The 18,634-nt window shown below is 70.9% G+C and carries 20 protein-coding genes; 6 read left to right on the forward strand and 14 right to left on the reverse strand.

The annotated features are described in order from the left end of the window. Window positions 1-219 precede the first annotated feature (219 nt). From cbiE to OHA98_RS26655, 5 genes are all read right to left on the reverse strand, one after another. Window positions 220-1,458, reverse strand: a complete 1,239-nt coding sequence (gene cbiE, locus OHA98_RS26635) for a precorrin-6y C5,15-methyltransferase (decarboxylating) subunit CbiE (protein ID WP_266929258.1) — start codon at window positions 1,456-1,458, stop codon at window positions 220-222. A 142-nt stretch (window positions 1,459-1,600) separates the two neighbouring features. Next, window positions 1,601-2,287 (reverse strand): GNAT family N-acetyltransferase, encoded by a 687-nt coding sequence (locus OHA98_RS26640; protein WP_266929259.1) that lies wholly within the window; start codon window positions 2,285-2,287, stop codon window positions 1,601-1,603. A 102-nt stretch (window positions 2,288-2,389) separates the two neighbouring features. Further along, a complete protein-coding gene (locus tag OHA98_RS26645) occupies window positions 2,390-3,256 on the reverse strand; it encodes a MetQ/NlpA family ABC transporter substrate-binding protein (protein WP_266929260.1) in 867 nt (288 codons plus the stop codon). An 87-nt stretch (window positions 3,257-3,343) separates the two neighbouring features. Beyond that, a complete protein-coding gene (locus OHA98_RS26650; protein WP_266929261.1) occupies window positions 3,344-4,015 on the reverse strand; it encodes a methionine ABC transporter permease in 672 nt (223 codons plus the stop codon). Then, window positions 4,012-5,100: a methionine ABC transporter ATP-binding protein gene (locus OHA98_RS26655; RefSeq protein ID WP_266929262.1), complete on the reverse strand. Its 1,089-nt coding sequence runs from the start codon at window positions 5,098-5,100 to the stop codon at window positions 4,012-4,014. Before OHA98_RS26655 ends, OHA98_RS26650 begins: the two co-directional genes overlap by 4 nt. A 607-nt stretch (window positions 5,101-5,707) precedes the next feature. On the opposite strand from OHA98_RS26655, the gene OHA98_RS26660 reads away from it, so the two are divergent. Continuing rightward, window positions 5,708-6,067 carry a hypothetical protein gene (locus OHA98_RS26660; RefSeq protein WP_266929263.1) on the forward strand — a complete coding sequence of 120 codons (360 nt, stop codon included), beginning with the start codon at window positions 5,708-5,710 and terminating at the stop codon, window positions 6,065-6,067. 2 nt (window positions 6,068-6,069) lie between these two features. Beyond that, window positions 6,070-6,498, forward strand: a complete 429-nt coding sequence (locus tag OHA98_RS26665; RefSeq protein ID WP_266929264.1) for a hypothetical protein — start codon at window positions 6,070-6,072, stop codon at window positions 6,496-6,498. Between the two features lie 63 nt (window positions 6,499-6,561). Here the strand turns inward: OHA98_RS26665 and OHA98_RS26670 are convergent, their stop codons facing one another. The 3 genes from OHA98_RS26670 to OHA98_RS26680 all read right to left on the reverse strand — a co-directional run bounded on the left by OHA98_RS26670 (window position 6,562) and on the right by OHA98_RS26680 (window position 8,992). Continuing rightward, complete coding sequence (locus OHA98_RS26670) at window positions 6,562-7,065, reverse strand: GNAT family N-acetyltransferase (RefSeq protein WP_266929265.1); 504 nt, start codon at window positions 7,063-7,065, stop codon at window positions 6,562-6,564. Between the two features lie 46 nt (window positions 7,066-7,111). Beyond that, window positions 7,112-7,714, reverse strand: coding sequence for a sigma-70 family RNA polymerase sigma factor (locus tag OHA98_RS26675; RefSeq protein ID WP_266929266.1), 603 nt, complete (start codon window positions 7,712-7,714; stop codon window positions 7,112-7,114). A gap of 123 nt (window positions 7,715-7,837) precedes the next feature. Next, window positions 7,838-8,992, reverse strand: coding sequence for a glycerophosphodiester phosphodiesterase (locus OHA98_RS26680; RefSeq protein ID WP_266929267.1), 1,155 nt, complete (start codon window positions 8,990-8,992; stop codon window positions 7,838-7,840). Between the two features lie 245 nt (window positions 8,993-9,237). On the opposite strand from OHA98_RS26680, the gene OHA98_RS26685 reads away from it, so the two are divergent. Then, window positions 9,238-9,909, forward strand: coding sequence for a 1-acyl-sn-glycerol-3-phosphate acyltransferase (locus OHA98_RS26685; protein WP_266929268.1), 672 nt, complete (start codon window positions 9,238-9,240; stop codon window positions 9,907-9,909). A gap of 66 nt (window positions 9,910-9,975) precedes the next feature. Here OHA98_RS26685 and OHA98_RS26690 read toward each other — a convergent pair whose 3' ends face one another. After that, on the reverse strand, window positions 9,976-11,520 hold the full coding sequence (locus tag OHA98_RS26690) for an MFS transporter (protein WP_266929269.1): 1,545 nt from the start codon (window positions 11,518-11,520) through the stop codon (window positions 9,976-9,978). Beyond that, on the reverse strand, window positions 11,517-12,068 hold the full coding sequence (locus tag OHA98_RS26695; protein ID WP_266929270.1) for a TetR/AcrR family transcriptional regulator: 552 nt from the start codon (window positions 12,066-12,068) through the stop codon (window positions 11,517-11,519). Before OHA98_RS26695 ends, OHA98_RS26690 begins: the two co-directional genes overlap by 4 nt. An 80-nt stretch (window positions 12,069-12,148) precedes the next feature. On the opposite strand from OHA98_RS26695, the gene OHA98_RS26700 reads away from it, so the two are divergent. Next, window positions 12,149-12,673, forward strand: a complete 525-nt coding sequence (locus OHA98_RS26700; RefSeq protein ID WP_266929271.1) for a hypothetical protein — start codon at window positions 12,149-12,151, stop codon at window positions 12,671-12,673. 16 nt (window positions 12,674-12,689) lie between these two features. On the opposite strand, the gene OHA98_RS26705 is transcribed toward OHA98_RS26700, so the two are convergent. The 3 genes from OHA98_RS26705 to OHA98_RS26715 form a co-directional block, all read right to left on the reverse strand. After that, on the reverse strand, window positions 12,690-13,661 hold the full coding sequence (locus OHA98_RS26705; RefSeq protein WP_266929272.1) for an aldo/keto reductase: 972 nt from the start codon (window positions 13,659-13,661) through the stop codon (window positions 12,690-12,692). 126 nt (window positions 13,662-13,787) lie between these two features. Then, window positions 13,788-15,227, reverse strand: coding sequence for an argininosuccinate lyase (gene argH / locus OHA98_RS26710; protein WP_266929273.1), 1,440 nt, complete (start codon window positions 15,225-15,227; stop codon window positions 13,788-13,790). Window positions 15,228-15,315: 88 nt separating this feature from the next. Further along, window positions 15,316-16,509, reverse strand: a complete 1,194-nt coding sequence (locus OHA98_RS26715; protein ID WP_266929274.1) for an argininosuccinate synthase — start codon at window positions 16,507-16,509, stop codon at window positions 15,316-15,318. A gap of 149 nt (window positions 16,510-16,658) precedes the next feature. On the opposite strand from OHA98_RS26715, the gene OHA98_RS26720 reads away from it, so the two are divergent. Both OHA98_RS26720 and OHA98_RS26725 read left to right on the forward strand, forming a co-directional pair. Next, window positions 16,659-17,282, forward strand: coding sequence for a pyridoxamine 5'-phosphate oxidase family protein (locus OHA98_RS26720; protein ID WP_266929275.1), 624 nt, complete (start codon window positions 16,659-16,661; stop codon window positions 17,280-17,282). A 64-nt stretch (window positions 17,283-17,346) separates the two neighbouring features. Continuing rightward, window positions 17,347-18,048, forward strand: coding sequence for a L,D-transpeptidase (locus OHA98_RS26725; protein ID WP_266929277.1), 702 nt, complete (start codon window positions 17,347-17,349; stop codon window positions 18,046-18,048). 27 nt (window positions 18,049-18,075) lie between these two features. Here the strand turns inward: OHA98_RS26725 and OHA98_RS26730 are convergent, their stop codons facing one another. Beyond that, the gene (locus OHA98_RS26730; protein ID WP_266929278.1) at window positions 18,076-18,612 is read right to left on the reverse strand and encodes an arginine repressor; all 537 of its coding nucleotides are present in this window, start codon (window positions 18,610-18,612) and stop codon (window positions 18,076-18,078) included. Between the last annotated feature and the right edge of the window lie 22 nt (window positions 18,613-18,634).

Raw genomic sequence — 18,634 nt, forward strand, 5'->3', positions numbered from 1 at the left:
CCGCGGACCTCTTCATATTCTCGCGGCCGTACGCCGCCGCGACAGGCAGTTCTGCCACGGCTCTCTGTGGACTGCGCCACTTCGCGCGTCCCCGGGATCTGCCGTACCACAACGGGGACCAAAACGGTCCCCTTTTCCGGACATTGACGAACGAAGCGACGAACGGCCGGGCGCGGTACAACGATCGGCCAGCCTACCCCGATCGGCGCGCCGCACAGGTCAGGGGGCGAGGTCCGAACGCCGTGCGGAGAGCAGGAAGACAACGGACCGTTCGCGTTCCGCCCACCCGGAGGTGTCCAGGTCGACGGACTGGAGCAGGGAGCATTCGACGGTGAATCCGTTCCCGGAGAGCGCCGCCCCGAGCGCCTCCGCCTCGTCCCGGGTCGAGGCGTGGGTGACGATGCGTTCCGGGCGGCGGTCGGTGACCGCGGTGACGACGGGAACGCCGCCGCCCCCGATCCGTACGACATCCGGTTCGGGCAGCCGTTCGAGAACGTGCGGGGCCCGCCCCTGAACGACCTGGAGGGGTACGCCGAAGGCGCGGGCGGCAGCCGCCGTACGGTCGCAGGCGGCCCGGTCGCTGTCCACGGCCAGCACCGCCGCACCGAAGCGGGCCGCCTCCACGGCCAGCGCTCCGCCGCCGGAGCCGATGTCCCAGAGCAGGTCGCCGGTGCGCGGGCCCAGGCGGGCCAGCTGGGCGGCGCGCAGGGCCGGTGACTCGCCCTCGCCCGCCTTCCCGCCGTGGTCCGCCGGGCCGTCCCGGTACGCCTCGGCGGGCAGCGCCCAGCCGCGTACGCCCTGGGGGTAGGCGGGCAGGCGGCCGGCGATCCAGGCGCCGGACGCGGTGGTCTCGGGGCCGCCGCCGATGACGATGACCACGTTCGGGTCGCGCCAGGCGTGGTCGGCGGCCTTGTCGGAGGTGAGGACGGAGACCTGTTCGCGGGCGGTGCCGAGCTCCTCGCAGATCACGAAGGTGCGGTGAACCCCTTCGAGCAGGAGTGCCAGTTCGGCGGGGCCCGCGCCGGGCGAGGTCAGGACGGCGACCTTGTGGTGGGCGCGGCAGACATTGACGGCGCGGCGCAGGGTGCGCGGGTGGGCGACGACGACCTGTGCGTCGTCCCAGGGCATTCCGGCGCGGGCGAACGCGGTGGCGACCGAGGAGACGGCGGGCACGACTTCGACCTCCAGGCCGTGCTCGGGGGCGCGCAGGGTGCGTACGACACCGAAGAAGCCGGGGTCTCCGTCGGCGAGGACCACGGGGCTGCCCCGGTGTCCGGCTATCCGGCGGGCGGCGAGGTCGACGCTGCCGAGGCGGATGCGTTCGGCGCGTCCGGGGATCTCGGGGAGTGCGAGGTGGTGGGCGGCTCCCGCGACGAGCGTGGCGGCCGACAGCGCGGCCGTTGCCGCTCCGGTCAGTGGCGAGCCGTCCCAGCCGATCACCGTGACCCGGTCGGCCATCGTCGTCTGTCTCCTGGGGTGTAGCAGGCGGGGTGCAGCAGGGCGGGGTGCCCGCGGGGGTGGCGGGCAGGGTGAGAGTACCTGGCCCGTGCCGGGGCCCGGCGGCGGGGCCGCGCGGTGTCGCCTCCGGTCGTCGCCGGTGTCAGTTCCAGTCGTTGTAGGTGCCGTAGCCGCCGGCGTCGGCCAGCTCCTCGGCGACACCTTCGAGGTCCTCGGGCAGCAGGCCCCAGACGATCAGATCGGTGCGGATGTCGGTCCAGCCGCCGTCCGTGCCGTTCTCGGTGCGGGTGCGCGCTATCCGGGCGTTGCGCAGGACGCCCTCGCTGATGCAGCCCAGTTTCTGGGCGACCTGCTGGGAGGCGGTGTTGTCGGCGGGGGTGCGCAGCTCGATGCGTTCGAACCGCTGGTCGCGGAAGAGCCATTCGGCCAGCGCCAGCACGGATTCGGTGGCGTACCCCTCACCGCGCGCCCAGGGGGCGGTGATGTAGCGGACCTCGGTGGCCAGGGTGCGCCAGTCGGTGTTCAGCAGCTGGACGGAGCCGACCAGGCGCTGGGTGAGGAACTCGGTGACGGCGAGGACGATTCCGTTGCCGGTGGTGCGCTCGGCCGGGGCGATCCTGCGGACCCAGCGTTCGGCGTCGACCTGGGTGTAGGGGTGCGGTCCGTCGGTCCAGGCGGTGACGAGTTCGTCGTTCATCATCTCGATGTACGCCGGGATGTCGTCCATCTCGAAGGGGCGCATCACCAACCTGTCCGTGCTGATGGAGATGGACGGAAAGGTGGTAGTCATGCGCAGCTCCATGCCGAAGACCGGGTAAAGGCACAGCATGCAGCATCGGCCCGGCCTCGCGCATGGGCGGGTCCGCACGGCGGAGCCCCGCGCTTCCCTCCGGGAAGGCGCGGGGCTCCGTCGGCAAGTACCCGGCGGGGGTCAGGAATTGGCGGGGGTACCGAAGGCCGGGATGACCGAGCCCTGGTAGGTGTCCTCGATGAACTTCTTGACCTCGTCGGAGTTGAGGAGCTTGATGAGCTTCTCGACGCGGGCGTCCTTCTCGTTGCCCTTCTTCACGGCGATGATGTTGGCGTACGGGTTGCCGTCGGCCTTCTCCAGCGCCAGGGAGTCCGTGGAGGGCTTGAGCTTCGCCTCGATGGCGTAGTTGCCGTTGATGACGGCGGCGTCGACGTCGTTCAGCGCGCGGGGCACGGTGGCGGCCTCCAGCTCCTTGAACTCCAGGCCCTTCTTGTCGGTGATGTCGCTCAGCTTGGCGTCGGTGCCGACGCCGTCCTTGAGGGTGATCAGGCCGTTCTGGGCGAGCAGCTGGAGGGCGCGGCCCTCATTGGTGGTGTCGTTGGGCACCGCGACGGTCTGGCCGGACTTGATGTCCTTGAGGTCCTTGACCGTCTTGGAGTACAGGCCCAGCGGCTCCAGGTGCACCGTGCCGACGGGGACGAGGTGGGTGTTGTTCTTCTTGTTGAAGTCGTCCAGGTAGGGCTGGTGCTGGAAGAAGTTGGCGTCGACCTGGCCGGTCTCGGTGGCGGTGTTCGGCAGGACGTAGTCCGTGAACTCCTTGACCTCCAGCTTGAGGCCTTCCTTGGCCGCCAGGTTCTTCTGGACGTAGCCGAGGATGTCTGCGTGCGGCGTCGGGGACGCGGCGACGACGAGTGCCTTGGAGGTGTCGGCCTTGGCGCCGGTGCCGCTCTTGGACACCGGGTCGGAGTCCGTACCGCAGGCGCTGAGGCCCAGGGCGACGGCGGCGGTGGCTGCGGCAGCTGCGGTGATCTTGATGTTCTTACGCACGAAGAGTGCCTCTTTCGGTGATGAGGTGGTGCGCCCGGACAAGGAGTTCGGGCTTGGTGGAGGAAGAGAGTCAGGGGGCGGGCGGGGTCAGGAGAGGGTGCGGCCCCGGCGGGCCAGCAGGCGCACGACCCCGTCGCCGATCAGCTGGATCACGGTCACGATGACGATCAGCAGCGCGACGGTGATGAGCATGAACTGGTTGTCGAAGCGCTGGAATCCGTAGGTCACGGCCTTGGAGCCGAGCCCTTCGCCGCCGACCGCGCCGGCCATCGCGGAGTAGCCGATGAGCACGATGACGGTGGTGGTGACCCCGGAGACGAGCGAGGGCAGGGCCTGCGGCAGCAGTACCTTGCGGACGATCGTCGGGATCGATCCGCCCATCGACTGGACGGCTTCGACGAGCCCGTGATCGACCTCGCGGACCGCCGTCTCCACGAGCCGCGCGAAGAACGGGATGGCGCCCACGGCGAGCGGCACGATCATCGCCGTCGGCCCGATGAAGGTGCCGACGACCCAGGTGGTGAAGGGGATCAGGGCGATCAGCAGGATGATGAACGGCAGCGAACGGCCGATGTTCACGATCACGCCGATGACCTTGTTGACCACCGTGTTCCGGAGGAGCCCGCCCTTGTCGGTGAGGACCAGCAGGATGCCGAGCGGAAGCCCCACCAGCACGGTGACGACCGCGGACCACAGCACCATGTAGAGGGTGTCGACGGTGCCCTGGGTCAGCAGTGGCTGCATTTCGGACCAGGTCACTTGGCGACCTCCTTGGTGAGCGGGGCGGCGGCCTGTCCGGGTACGGCGGCGGACTCCGCGTCCTGCGGTACGGCGGCGGACTCCTCGTCCACGACATCGGCCCGCAGACCCTGCTCGCGCAGGAAGCCGATCGGGACGACGTTCTCCTCGAACCGGCCGGGCAGCTCGATGCGCATCCGGCCGATCTGGTTGCCGCCGACGGTGTCCATCGCCGCGCCGAGGATGGAGATGTCGATGTTGTACGTACGGGAGAGCTGGGAGATCACCGGCCGGCTCGCGGCCTCACCGTGGAAGGTGACGTCGACGACCGTGCGGTCGGGTGCCGAGGCGGTGCCGCCGACCGGGAAGAGCTCATGGGCGAGTTCGGAACCGGGAGTGGCGAGCAGTTCGCCGACGGTGCCGGACTCGACGACGCGGCCGCGCCGCATCAGCGCGGCGGAGTCGCAGACCGTCTTGACGACGTCCATCTCGTGCGTGATGAGCAGGACGGTGAGTCCCAGCTGCTGGTTGAGGTCGCGCAGCAGCGCGAGGATGGAGCGGGTGGTCTCGGGGTCCAGTGCGGAGGTCGCCTCGTCCGAGAGCAGCACCTTGGGGTCGCCGGCCAGGGCGCGGGCGATCCCGACGCGCTGCTTCTGCCCGCCGGAGAGCTGACCGGGGTAGGCCTTCGCCTTGTCGGAGAGGCCGACGAGGTCGAGCAGTTCGAGTGCCTTGCGGGTGCGGGCCCGGCCGGAGACGCCGAGGATCTCCAGCGGGAGTTCCACGTTGTCCCGGACGTTGCGCGAGGCCAGGAGATTGAAGTGCTGGAAGACCATGCCGATACGGCTGCGCGCCTCGCGCAGTTCCCGGCCGGCGCGCCGGCCGCGGCCGGCGAGTGCGGTGAGGTCCTGACCGGCCACCGTGACGGTGCCGGAGGTGGGCCGCTCCAGGAGGTTGACGCAGCGGATCAGGGAGGACTTCCCGGCGCCGCTCTGTCCGACGACTCCGTAGACCTCGCCCTCGCGGACATGCAGGTCGACGCCGTCGAGTGCGGTGACCTCACGGCCGCGCGACTGGTAGACCTTCGTGAGGCCCGTAGTGGTGATCACAGGGGTTTCCGTCACTGTCGAGTGCGCGGCGCGGTGTCCGCCGGGCACGGGGCATTCGTCTGAAGAGACTGTTCGGGCTGATCTGCCGATGGGTCTCGGCATGGCCGGGCGCGGCGGAGGGCCGGGCGGCAGCGCATGCTCGGGCGGGCTCGTTCCATTGGGTGCAAACGGCGCAGGCTCGGTCTCGCTTCGGGGCGCGAGGCTCAGGCGGGGGCCCTCAGAAGGCGCGCATTCGACACATACAACGAGCACCGGGCGTGCTGATCGCCTCGGTCGCAAGGGTGCGGCTGCTCGTCGTGGTCATGTCCCCAAGTAAAACAGACGTATCGCCTCCCCGAACCAGGCTGTCCGAATAGCGGACAGTCGTGGATGGTCACGCCGCGCGGTCGGGGCCACGGCCCGAGTCCCCCTCGGAAAGGCTGTGACCTGCGTCGACACGGGGGCTTCTCCTGCGGGGGCGACCCCGTGCGCCGGTGTGGGGCCGGTGGCCGCTGTGGCCAAGGCCACGATCCCGCGACCGCCGCCCCGTCGCGTGCGCCCCGGCGCCCGGCGGCAGGGCCCCCGGCCCCCGCGCGGACGCCCGGCACGTCCGTAATACCCTCGCTTCATGCTTGACGCCCTGACGGTCGCGGTCGCCGTGTCCGCGCTCGCCCTCGCCGCCTGGTGCGGATACGCCGCCTACCGGGACCAGCCCACGAAGGACTGGCACTTCATCGGGATGGCCATCGTCTCGGTACTGGCCCTGGCCCAGCTGTCGGTCGGAATCGTGCAGCTGGCCAGGGGTGAGCGGCCGGAACAGGGCATGACGATCTTCATCGCCTATCTGATCGGTTCCTTCGCGACCGTGCCGGCGGCCGGATTCCTGTCGTTGACCGAGCGGACCCGCTGGGGCTCGGTGACGGTGGCGGCCGGCGCCGTCGTGCTGGCGGTGCTCGAAGTGCGGCTCTACGACATCTGGGGAAACTGACCGTGACCGACACCGAACGCCCCGAGGCTCCCGCGAAGCCGTCCTTCGAGCTGGGCACCGGGCCCGGACGGGTACTGGTCTGGTTCTACGGAGTGTTCACCGTGGCGGCCGCCTCCCGCTCGGTCGTCCAGATGATCCTGGACTTCGACAGGGCGCCGCTGGCCTATGTGCTGTCCGCCGTCGCGGCCGTCGTGTACGGATTCATCACGTACTCGCTGGTGCGCGGCGGGGAGAAGGCCCGGAGGGCGGCGCTGGTGTGCTGCGCCGCCGAGCTGGTGGGGGTGCTCGTCGTCGGTGCGTGGACGCTGGCGGAACCGTCCGCCTTCCCCGACGCGACCGTGTGGTCGGACTTCGGGATGGGATACCTGTTCATCCCGGTGATCCTGCCGGTCACCGGGATGATCTGGCTGCGCCGCGCGAAGACCTCCTGAACCGGTCCCGACGGACCCGGAACAGTCCGTACGGACCGGACCGGAGCGGGCCGGTCGGACCGCTCAGGCGCTGGCCGCGTAGGCCCGCGCGTCGGCGTCCTTCTCCAACAGGATCATCCGCACCCCGTCCGCCCCGGTGGCGGCCCCCACCCGCGCGTAGCCCGCCCTGCGGTAGAGCCGCAGGTTGTTCTCGCTGCGGTGCCCGGTGCGCAGCCGGAAGCGGGTGGCCGACCGGCCCTCGGCCAGGCCCGCCTCCGCGGCCCGCAGCAGACGGGCGCCGAGGCCGTGCCCCTGGAGCCGGGGATGGACGCAGAGCCTGGAGATCTGGCCCGTACCGTCCTGGTCGGTGAATCCGCGTACCGAACCGACCACTTCCTCACCCAGCCTGGCCACGAACACCACGTCCTCGGCGACTTCACCGCGCACCGATTCGAGGGTCTGGACGAGAGGGTCTATCCGGTAGTTGTCGTAGAGCTCCGCCTCGCTCTGAAAGCAGAGGTACTGAAGCTTGAAGATCTGCTCGACGTCCTGTGTGGTCGCCGCCGAGATGGTCACGCTCATGCCCATGTGTGCATGCCTCCCGCTCACCTGTCCGCCGGTTGTCTACCCGCTCCTATCCCCGCAGTTCAGGAGCGACAACCTCCGCCGCGAGCATTCTGCGCAGACATCCAAGGCAACGGGAACGCATGGGACCCAAACTGCCCTGTGACATACCCAACTCCCCTGCGATTTCCCGGTAGGTCGGATCCCCCGGGGCGAGCATCGCCTCCAGCATCCGGGAACACCGCCGGGGCAGCCGGGCCACCGCCGCGCGCAGCGCCCGTCGTTCGGCGGCACGCAGCGCGGTGCGCTCGGGGCAGCCGGACGGGCCGGCGACGGGCTCCCTTCCGGCGTACGGGTGTTCGTGCCGGGCCCTGCGGCGGGCCCGGCGGGCTTCCGCCCGTACGGAGTCGCGCACCCAGCGGGCGGAGTCGTCCGGCGGCCCCACCGCGGCCAGCCGCTCCATCAGCCGCAGCCATACGGCCTGTTCGAGATCGGCGGGGTCGACCGCGGCGGCGGGTGCCTCGGCCGTCGCCTCAGCACGCACCAGGGGGTGCAGGGCGCGGACGACACGGGCGGCGGACGCGGCGGACGGACCGGACGCGGCGGATGCGGCGGATGCGGCGGATGCGGCGGATGCGGCGGATGCGGCCGGAGCATGATCATGAAGTGTCATGCCCCAGCGGACGTGCCCGGCCCGCACCCGGTTGCCGTGCGCGGGGAGCGCCACCCGACCGGGGCATGTCCGGCCGGGTGGCTGACGGCGGACGGTGCTCAGCACGGCGCCGGAGCAGGTACGTCAGTTCCCGGCGAAGTCCGCCGCCGCGAGCAGCGCGGTGTCCGGGTTGTCGGAGAAGATCCCGTCGATGCCGGTCGCGAAGTACGCCCGGAACGCGCCGAAGGCGTCGCCGTACGCGCTGGGGTCGGTGCCCCGGCGGAAGTCGGCGGGCAGGAAGCTGTTCTCGTTGCGCATCGTGTACGGGTGGAGGACCAGGCCCTGTGCGTGCGCGTCCTTCACCAGAGCGGTCGGCGAGGTCAGCCGGCCGGAGGCGTCCTTCGGGATGATCAGGTCCAGCGTGGGGCCGATGCCCTGGGCGAACGACGCCATCCACTTCAGACCGGCCGGCGTGACGAGGTCCGCGACCGTACGCGGGTCCCCGGCCTCCACGAAGTCCCAGGGGCGCTCCTTGGGGCCGGACAGCAGGACGACACGCGGGGTGGCGACCAGCCGGGACAGCCGCTGGACGGAGCCGGGCTCGAAGGACTGGAGTATGAGCGGAGAGTTCGCGCGGTGGCGGTTGTGGCGGCGCAGCAGCCGGGCCAGCGGCTCCTCCAGGCCGAGGCCCAGTCCGCGGAAGTACGTGGGGTGCTTGGTCTCGACGTACAGCCAGACGGGCCGGCCGCGCCGGCGGCCCTCCTTGTCGGCCCAGCGCAGGACCTCCTCGAAGGTGGGGATCTCCCAGCGGCCGTCGTAGAGGGTGTTCTCCTGACGGGTGCCCGGGATGCGCTCCTTCGCCCGCAGCGTCTTCAGCTCGGCGAGGGTGAAGTCCTCGGTGAACCAGCCGGTGAGGGAGACCCCGTCGACCTTCTTGGTGGTCCGACGGCTCGCGAACGCGGGGTGGTCGGCGACATCCGTGGTGGCGGTGATGTCGTTCTCGTGGCGGCACACGAGATGGCCGTCCTTCGTCGGCACGAGGTCCTGCTCGACGATGTGCGCGCCCATGTCGAGCGCCAGCTGGTAGGAGCCGAGAGTGTGCTCGGGGCGGTAGCCGCTGGCGCCCCGGTGGCCTATGACGGTCGGCACGGGCAGGTCCCGGAAGGAGCCGTGGCCGTGGCCGCCGCGGCCCCGCTCGGCGGCCTGCGCCGTACCGGACAGCCCGAGGGCCGCGGTACCGAGGACGGCCGCCCCCAGAAGGGTCCGCCGGCCGGGACTCGTCCGCTCACGCTCTGTCATGAATGCTCCTCGCATGTAATGTCTGGTACCTGTCGAGCGAGGGCCGATCGTAGGCAGCCGGGCCGTCCGCACGGCAGCCCCGCGGCGAACATGGCGCAAACACACGTCAACACCGCGTATCCGCTTCGTGAACCCGATGTGCGATCAGGCGGTACCCGCGAGTATCGTCCTCACCTGCACAGACCCGCATCCGCACAGACCCTCACCGCACCTCGGCCGGCCCGGCCACGACACCGGAGGAACCGTTGTCCCGACTCACGGTCATCAAGGCAGTGCTCGGACCGATCCTGCGCCTGATGTTCCGCCCGCAGGTGGAAGGCGCGAAGAACATCCCCGGGACCGGGCCGGTGATCCTCGCGGGCAACCACCTCACGTTCATCGACTCGATGATCATGCCGATCTGCTGCGACCGGCCGGTGTTCTACATCGGCAAGGACGAGTACGTCACGGGCAAGGGGTTCAAGGGCCGCCTGATGGCCTGGTTCTTCACCGGCTGCGGCATGATCCCGGTGGACCGGGACGGCGGACGCGGCGGCGTGGCGGCGCTGATGACCGGGCGCCGGGTGCTGGACGAGGGCCATGCCTTCGCGATCTACCCGGAGGGCACCCGCTCCCCCGACGGCCGCCTCTACCGGGGCCGTACGGGAATCGCCCGGCTGACGCTGATGACGGGCGCGCCGGTGGTGCCGTTCGCGATGATCGGCACGGACAAGCTCCAGCCCGGCGGCGCCGGACTGCCCCGTCCGGGCAAGGTCACGGTGCGCTTCGGTGAGCCGATGGAGTTCTCGCGCTACGAGGGCATGGACCGCGACCGCTATGTGCTCCGGGCGGTGACGGACTCGGTGATGGCCGAGGTGATGCGGCTGTCCGGCCAGGAGTACGTCGACATGTACGCCACGAAGGCCAAGGCCGCCTGAACCGTATGCGAAAGGGCCCGCGACCCCGAGAGGTCGCGGGCCCTTTCGCGTAGCGGCCACGGGCGGTTACGGGTGCTCGATGCCCTCCTCCAGCTTCTGGCCCCGCAGCAGGAACCAGGCGGCGACCGCGGTGGCCAGGAGCACCGAGGCACCGACCCCCGCGGCGAGCTGCAGCCCCTCGACGAACGACTCCTGGGCCACCGAGATCAGGGGATCCGCCTGCCCGGCGGGCAGGCCGCCGGCCGCTTCGACGGCACCGCCCAGGGATTCATGGGCGGCCGCCGCCGTGTCGGAGGGGATGCCCTGCGGGGTCACGAAGTCCTGGTAGACCCCGGTGACGATGGAGCCGAGCAGCGCGATACCGAGGGCGGCGCCGAGTTCGTACGCCGTTTCGGAGACGGCGGACGCGGAGCCGGCCTGCTCCTTCGGCACGCTGGAGAGGATGACGTCGGCGGTGACGGTGAAGGCGAACCCGGCACCGACGCCGACGACCAGCAGCATGCCGCCGAGCATCGGGTATCCGGTGTCCTTGCTGAGCAGGGTCACGGACGCCAGGGCCAGGCCGACCGCCGCGAGTCCGCCGGAGACCACGGAGCGGACCGAGAATCGGCGGGCCGCGAATCCGGCCAGCAGACCCGCGGTCACCGCGCCGATGGCCGCGGGCAGTTCGGCGAGCCCGGCTTCCAGCGGGCCTCGGCCCTGGACCAGTTGCAGGAACTGGGAGAGGAAGAAGACCAGCCCGGACAGGCCGAGGATGGTCAGCAGATCGGCGAGGACCGCGCCGGAGAAGCCCCGGTGGTGGAAGAGCCGCATGTCCAGCAGGGGCGCGGGCAGCTTCAGCTGCCGGCGGATGAACCAGGCGAGCGCGGCGACGCCGATGACGGCCGCCGCTCCGACCTCCCAGCTCGCCCCGTGCGCGGCCACCTCCTTGATGGCGTACACGACTCCGATCATGCCGATCAGGGAGAGCGCGACGCTCATCAGGTCCCAGGGGCCCGGTGCCGGGTTCTTCGACTCGGGGATCAGCTTGATGCCGACGACCACGAGCACCGCCATGACGGGCAGGTTGATGAGGAAGACCGAGCCCCACCAAAAGTGTTCGAGGAGGAATCCGCCGACGACGGGGCCGACCGCCGCACCCGCGGAGGCCATGGCACCCCAGATACCGATGGCGAGGCTGCGTTCGCGCGGGTCGTGGAAGAGGTTGCGGATCAGGGCCAGGGTGGACGGCATCAGGGTGGCGCCCGCGACACCGAGCAGCGCTCGGGCCAGGATCATCATCTCCGGGGTGTGCGCGTACGCGTTGAGCACGGAGACCGCGCCGAACGCGACGGCGCCGATCAGCAGCAGCTTCTTGCGGCCGATGCGGTCACCGAGGCTGCCCATGGAGACGAGGAGTCCGGCGATGACGAAGGAGTAGACGTCGCCGATCCAGAGCAGCTGGGTGCCGGTCGGTTCGAGGTCCTCGCTGAGGAACGGGGTCGCGAGGCCGAGCACGGTGGCGTCGACGGCCACCAGCAGCACCGCGAGCACGAGCACGGCCAGGGCGATCCACCGCCCGGGGCGGCGTACCACGTCCACGGTTTCCTGGTGCTGGTCGATGCTGGTCATTGCTTCACGCTCCGCCGTGCTCCGCCGAGCAGCAGCTCGACGATCATGTACTGGAAGTCTTGTGCGGCCACCCGTCCCGTCTGGACGGACCAGGCGCCGGTGCCGATGAGCCCGTAGAGGGCCTCGGTCAGCCAGGCCGGGGTGAGGTCGATACGGAACTCGCCGCGCTCCTGACCGCGCCGGAAGAAGGCGGAGACCCTGGCATCGAGCCGGTTCCAGCCCTCGTGGACCTCGTCGCCCTCGAAGAGCTGGTTCTCGTTGACGAGAAAGGACAGCAGTCCGGCTCCGGGCTCGACGGCCGCGACAAGGCGGCGCAGCCCCTCCTCCGAGGTGCCCTCGTCGAGGGCGGCGGCATCCAGGGCCGCTTCGAATTCCCGGATCCCGAGGTCCTCCAACGCCTTCACCAGCGCGTCCCGCCCCGCGAAGTGGCGGTGGAGGGTGGCGCGGCCGATGCCGGCCGCCTTGGCGACCTCGTCCATGGTGGCGGTGGATTTGTGGGTCAGCAGGGTGGCGGCACTGCGCAGCACCTGCTCACGGTCGAGAGTCATGAGACAACCCTAACCCATACGAGACATTATTGTCTCACCGGCTGATGCCGAGGCCCGCGGGGAGTGGGCAGCATAAGGACATGAAGCCGCTGCTGCTGATCGACATCGACGGCCCGCTCAACCCCTACCTGGCGCTGTCCCGCCGCGGAGCCCCGGAGGGATACCGCCAGCACCTCATGCGCCCGACGGGGTGGACCGAGGGTCCCGCCCTGCCGGTCCTGCTCAAGCCGGAGCACGGCGGCGAACTGCTGGGCCTGGCGGCCGCCTACGAACTGGTCTGGGCCACGACCTGGAAGAACGAGGCCAACCACTGGGTCGGCCCGCGTCTGGGACTGCCCGAGCTGCCCTGCATCGACTGGCCCGAGATGCACGGCGCCGGGCCGGACGGGACGTACTGGAAGACGCGGTACGTCGTCGAGTACGCGGCCGGGCGCCCGTTCGCCTGGGTCGACGACGAGATCACCGACCGGGACCGGGTGTGGGTGGGGGCCCACCACCCGGTCCGGGCACTGCTGCGGTACGTCGATCCGCGGGTCGGCCTGGTGCGCGACGACTTCGACGCGCTCGCCGGCTGGGCCGCCGCGGGCGCACGGTCCGACGGGTGAGCGGCCGGCGGACCGGTCAGCTCCAGGGCAGTGCCGAGCGGTGGCGCCAGTACGCCTCGGGCTCCTCCACCAGGGCGTCGAGCCGGTCACGCCGCTCCTCGTCGAGGTCGACCACCGCGGCGTGCAGATTCCCGGCGAGCTGGTCCACGGTGGCCGCGCCGGAGAGGACGACGCCGGCCCAGGGCTGGTGCAGGATCAGCGCGAGGGCGACCGCGTCGCTGCCCAGGCCCTCCTCGTCGGCGATCTCCCGGATCACGGCGGGGGCGTCGGTCCCGGCGAGGCGGCCGTTGGCCATGCCCTCCTTGACGATCACGGTGAGCCCGGCGTCATGGGCCTCGGCGAGCGCCCCCGCGGCCGAGGTCTCCAGCGCGTTGAAGGTGGCCTGGACGGTACGGAAGAGGGGTTCGCCGTCGACCGTGACGGCGAGGGCGGCCCGGATCGCGTCGGCCTGGCCGGGGCCGCTGGTGGAGAGGCCGACGGTGACGCCCTCGGCGGCGAGCGCGGCGAGCCGTGCGTGCAGCTCCTTGTCGCCCAGCGCCGGGCTGTCGGCGGTCACCGAGTGGATCTGGTAGAGGTCGAGCCGGTCCCCGAGGAGTTCACGGGTCTCGGCGCGCTGGCGTTCGTACATGGCCAGGCCGTGGTCCTTGACCTCGTGCGCCTCGGCGTCGACGCTCCAGCCCGCGGTGTAGGTGTAGCCCCATTTGCTGCCGACGACGACGTCCGTGGCATCGGGGTGCGCGGTCAGCCAGCCCGCGAGGAACTCCTCGGACCGGCCGTAGGAGCGGGCCGCGTCGAAGTAGCGCACGCCCTGGGCGTAGGCGGCGTCCAGCAGCTCATGGGTACGGGCGCGCAGGGCGTCGACACCGCGGTCGGCGGGCAGGTCCCGGTCGCGGTGCAGATTGATGTAGCCGGGCCTGCCGACGGCGGCGAGGCCGAGCCCGATGTGAGCGGTCGGGGTCGTCGCGGCGGCCAGTGCGGCGAAGGGCATCGCGGGCTCCTCGTGTCGGGTTCCGTCACTCCTTCCCGACCAACGTAGCCCGCGATGCCGTTCGTACACCTCCTGTGGCCTGCCCGGGTGCCGCAGGGCGGCCGGACGGGGTGTACCGGACCGGTGCTACCGCCGCGCGGTCGCCCAGGCGTGCTGGGCCGCCAGGTCCGCCTTCACCTCGGCGAGCTGTACGGCGACGGCCGAGGGAGCCGTACCGCCCCGGCCGCTGCGGGAGGCGAGGGCGCCCTTCACATTGAGGACGGTGCGGACCTCCGGGGTCAGATGCGCGGAGATCTTCTCGAACTGCTCGTCGGTGAGCTGGTCCAGCTCGATGCCGTGCCGCTCGCACTCCTTGACGCACTCGCCCGCGACCTCGTGCGCGACGCGGAACGGCACGCCCTGCTTGACCAGCCACTCGGCGATGTCGGTGGCGAGCGAGAAGCCGGCCGGGGCCAGCTCCTCCATGCGCTCGCGGTTGACGGTGAGGGTGGCCATCATGCCGGTGAAGGCGGGCAGCAGGACTTCGAGCTGGTCGCAGGAGTCGAAGACCGGCTCCTTGTCCTCCTGGAGGTCGCGGTTGTAGGCGAGCGGCAGGGCCTTCAGCGTGGCCATCAGGCCGGTCAGATTGCCGATGAGGCGGCCGGACTTCCCGCGCGCCAGCTCGGCGATGTCGGGGTTCTTCTTCTGCGGCATGATCGAGGAGCCGGTGGAGAAGGCGTCGTGCAGGGTGACGAAGGAGAACTCCTTCGTGTTCCAGATGATGACCTCCTCCGCGATCCGGGAGAGGTTGACGCCGATCATCGCGGTGATGAAGGCGAACTCGGCGACGAAGTCCCGCGAGGCCGTGCCGTCGATGGAGTTGGCCACCGAACCGTGCTCGAAGCCGAGGTCGGCGGCGACCGCCTCCGGGTCGAGTCCGAGCGAGGACCCGGCGAGCGCGCCGGAACCGTAGGGGGACACGGCGGTCCGCTCGTCCCACTGGCGCAGCCGCTCGGCGTCCCGGGTCAGGGACTGCGCATGGGCCAGCACATGGTGGGCGAAGAGGACGGGCTGGGCGTGCTGGAGGTGTGTACGGCCGGGCATCGCCACGTCCGGGTGCGCCTCCGCCAGGCCCACCAGGGCGTCCTGGAGCTCGGCGATCAGGCCGCCGATGATCCGGGCGTGGTCGCGCAGGTACATCCGGAAGAGCGTGGCGATCTGGTCGTTGCGGGAACGGCCGGCCCGCAGCTTGCCGCCGAGATCCGGGCCCAGGCGCTCCAGCAGCCCCCGCTCCAGTGCCGTGTGGACGTCCTCGTCGGCGATGGTCCCGGTGAAGGACCCGTCGGCGACATCGGCCTCCAGCCGGTCCAGGCCCTCGGTCATCCGGGTCAGCTCGTCCTCGGTGAGCAGTCCCGCCTTGTTGAGGACACGCGCGTGGGCGCGGGAGCCGGCGATGTCGTACGGCGCGAGCCGCCAGTCGAAGTGGACGGACGCGGACAGCTTGGCCAGCGCCTCGGCCGGGCCGTCGGCGAAGCGGGCGCCCCAGAGGCGTACATCGCCGTTGCCGTTGCCGGTGCCGTTGCTCACTGCGTGCTCCTCGGAGAACAGGGGGTGGATGTGCGACCGCCTCCCCGCCGCGGAGGAACAGGGAGGCGGTGACGTAAACGGGCCGGGGTCAGGCCAGGTCACGCTTGGCGGCGATCTTCGACGAGAGGCCGAAGATCTCGATGAAGCCCTGCGCCTTGGACTGGTCGAACGTGTCGCCCGAGTCGTAGGTGGCGAGGTTGAAGTCGTACAGCGACTCCTCGGACCGGCGGCCCGTGACGACGGCGCGGCCGGCGTGCAGGGTCATCCGGATGTCGCCGGTGACGTGCTGGTTGGCCTCGTTGATGAAGCCGTCCAGGGCGCGCTTGAGCGGGGAGAACCACAGGCCGTCGTAGACCATCTCGCCCCAGCGCTGCTCGACCTGCCGCTTGTAGCGGGCCAGTTCGCGCTCGACGGTGACGTTCTCCAGCTCCTGGTGCGCGGTGATCAGGGCGATGGCGCCCGGAGCCTCGTACACCTCGCGGGACTTGATGCCCACGAGCCGGTCCTCGACGATGTCGATCCGGCCGATGCCCTGGGCGCCGGCCCGCTCGTTGAGCTGCTGGATCGCCTGGAGCACGGTGACGGGCCGGCCGTCGATGGCGACCGGCACGCCCTCCTTGAAGGAGATGACGACCTCGTCGGCCTCGCGGACGGCGGCCGGGTTCTCCGTGTACTCGTAGATGTCCTCGATCGGCGCGTTCCAGATGTCCTCCAGGAAGCCCGTCTCGACGGCGCGCCCGAAGACGTTCTGGTCGATGGAGTACGGGGACTTCTTGGTGGTCGCGATCGGGAGGTTCTTCTCCTCGCAGAAGGCGATCGCCTTGTCCCGGGTCATCGCGTAGTCGCGGACCGGGGCGATGCACTTCAGATCGGGGCCGAGGGCCGAGATGCCGGCCTCGAAGCGGACCTGGTCGTTGCCCTTGCCGGTGCAGCCGTGGGCGACGATGCCGGCGTCGTGCTTCTTGGCGGCGGCGACGAGGTGCTTGACGATGGTCGGCCGGGAGAGGGCGGAGACCAGCGGGTAGCGGTCCATGTAGAGGGCGTTGGCCTTGATCGCCGGGAGGCAGTACTCCTCGGCGAACTCGTCCTTCGCGTCCGCGACCTCGGCTTCGACGGCACCGCAGGCGAGCGCGCGCTTGCGGATGACGTCCAGGTCCTCGCCGCCCTGGCCGACGTCCACGGCAACGGCGATGACCTCGGCGCCCGTCTCCTCGGCGATCCAGCCGATGGCGACGGAGGTGTCCAGGCCGCCCGAGTAGGCGAGTACGACGCGCTCGGTCACGGGTTTCTCCTTACGGTGCAATCACTGATGGGTATAACTATGCAGTCCTCCGTATGCTTTGTCAAAACCGCAGGTCAGGGGCTTGCGGCCAGGACGCGCGGCAGGAAAGGACCTCGCCGGTGAAACCGCTGCCACAGATAATCAGCGCCATGGGAAAAACACATGAACGCATCGAAGGACGGCTGAGAGCCTTCATCGAGGCACAGCACATCTTCTTCACCGCGACCGCTCCCCTGGACTCCGACGGCACCGTCAACCTCTCCCCGAAGGGCGTCAGCGGTTCGTTCGCCGTCATCGACGAAACGACCGTGGCGTACCTGGACTTCGCCGGGAGCAACGCGGAGACCATCGCCCACCTCCGCGAGAACGGGCGCATCACGCTGATGTGGTGCGCCTTCCAGGGGCCTCCGAACATCGTGCGGGTGCACGGCCGCGGGGAGCCGGTCTTCCGGGACGACCCGCGGTTCAACGGGCTCCTCACGCATTTCCCCGGCGTCGACACCGCACCGCACGGGCTGCGCGCGGTCATCCTCGTGCGGGCCGAACTGATCCGCGACACCTGCGGATTCGCGGTGCCCCACCTCTCGTACGACGAGGACCGGACGCTGCACGCCGACCGCTTCCGGCGTGAGGACGACGAGAGCCTCAGCGCGTACTTCGAGAAGAAGCAGGACATCGCCACCAGCATCGACGGGCTGCCGGGCCTCCCGCTGCCGCTGCCGCCGATGACCCCGCGGCCGGAGGCACCGGAGCCGGCGCCGCCCGCGCGGTGAGACGTTCGGCCGTACGGCGCAGGCCCGGTGGGGCGCAGGCACCGGGCACCGTACGGTCCGGACCATGCGCGGATCTCTGGTGACCTGTGGGGTACTGCTCGCCCTGGTGGGCTCGGTCGCGGCCCGGCCGGCGGACGGCCCGCCCCTGCCGGTACTGCTGGCCGACACCGGCGGCGGCAGCCAGCTGATCACGGCGGAGGCTCCGGACGCGGGATCCACCACCGGCACGGTGACCTGGTGGGAGCGGCGACGGGGCCGGTGGGCGGCGGCCGGATCCGCGCCCGCCCGGTTCGGCGCGAAGGGTCTGGCGGAGGGCCGGACGCGCGAGCAGGGCACCGGCACCACGCCCAGTGGCCTGTACCGCCTCCCGTACGCCTTCGGGACCGCGCCACCGGTACCCGGGACGGCGTACCCCTACCGCCGTGTGGGCGAGCTTTCCTGGTGGTGCCAGGACAACGCGGCACGGGCCTACAACCGCTGGGTGGAGCCGCTGCCGGCGGACTGCCGGGCCGGCGAGGCCGAGCATCTGGTCACCTACCGGGCCCAGTACGCCCGCGCGCTGGTCATCGGCTTCAACTACGACCGGCCGGTACGGGGCCGGGGCGCCGGGATCTTCCTCCATGTGAACGGGCGCGGGGCGACGGCGGGCTGCGTCTCCGTACCCGCCGCCGCGATGGACCGGATCCTGGCCTGGGCGGACCCGGCCCGCCGGCCGCACATCGCGATCGGGACCTCCTCGGGCCCGACCGCGATCACCCGGTACTGAGGACGCTCCCGTCCGGCCCGGACCGGCTCAGCGGTCGTTCTGGGCCAGCCGCAGCAGATGGTCCGCGAGCGCCTGGCCGCCGTTCGGGTCACGGCTGATCAGCATCAGGGTGTCATCACCCGCGATGGTCCCGAGGATGTCCTGCAGTTCGGCCTGGTCGATGGCCGAGGCGAGGAACTGGGCCGCGCCCGGCGGTGTGCGCAGCACCACGAGGTTGGCCGAGGCCTCCGCCGAGATGAGGAGTTCGGCGGAGAGCCTGCGCATCCGCTCCTCCTTGGCCGAGCCGCCCAGCGGCGCCTGCGGGGTACGGAATCCGCCCTCGCTCGGCACCGCGTAGATCAGTTCGCCGCCGGTGTTGCGGATCTTGACCGCGCCCAGCTCGTCGAGGTCCCGGGAGAGCGTCGCCTGAGTGACGCTCAGCCCGTCGTCGGCCAGCAGTCTGGCCAGCTGGCTCTGGGAGCGCACCGGCTGCCGGTTCAGGATGTCCACGATCCGGCGGTGGCGGGCGGTGCGGGTCTGCGGCACGGAGGGCCCGCCGTGCTCGGATTCCTGCGCCTCGGTCATCGTCGTCGCCTCATTCTCCGGA

It is taken from the genome of Streptomyces sp. NBC_00654 (genome assembly GCF_026341775.1).
Taxonomy (GTDB): domain Bacteria; phylum Actinomycetota; class Actinomycetes; order Streptomycetales; family Streptomycetaceae; genus Streptomyces.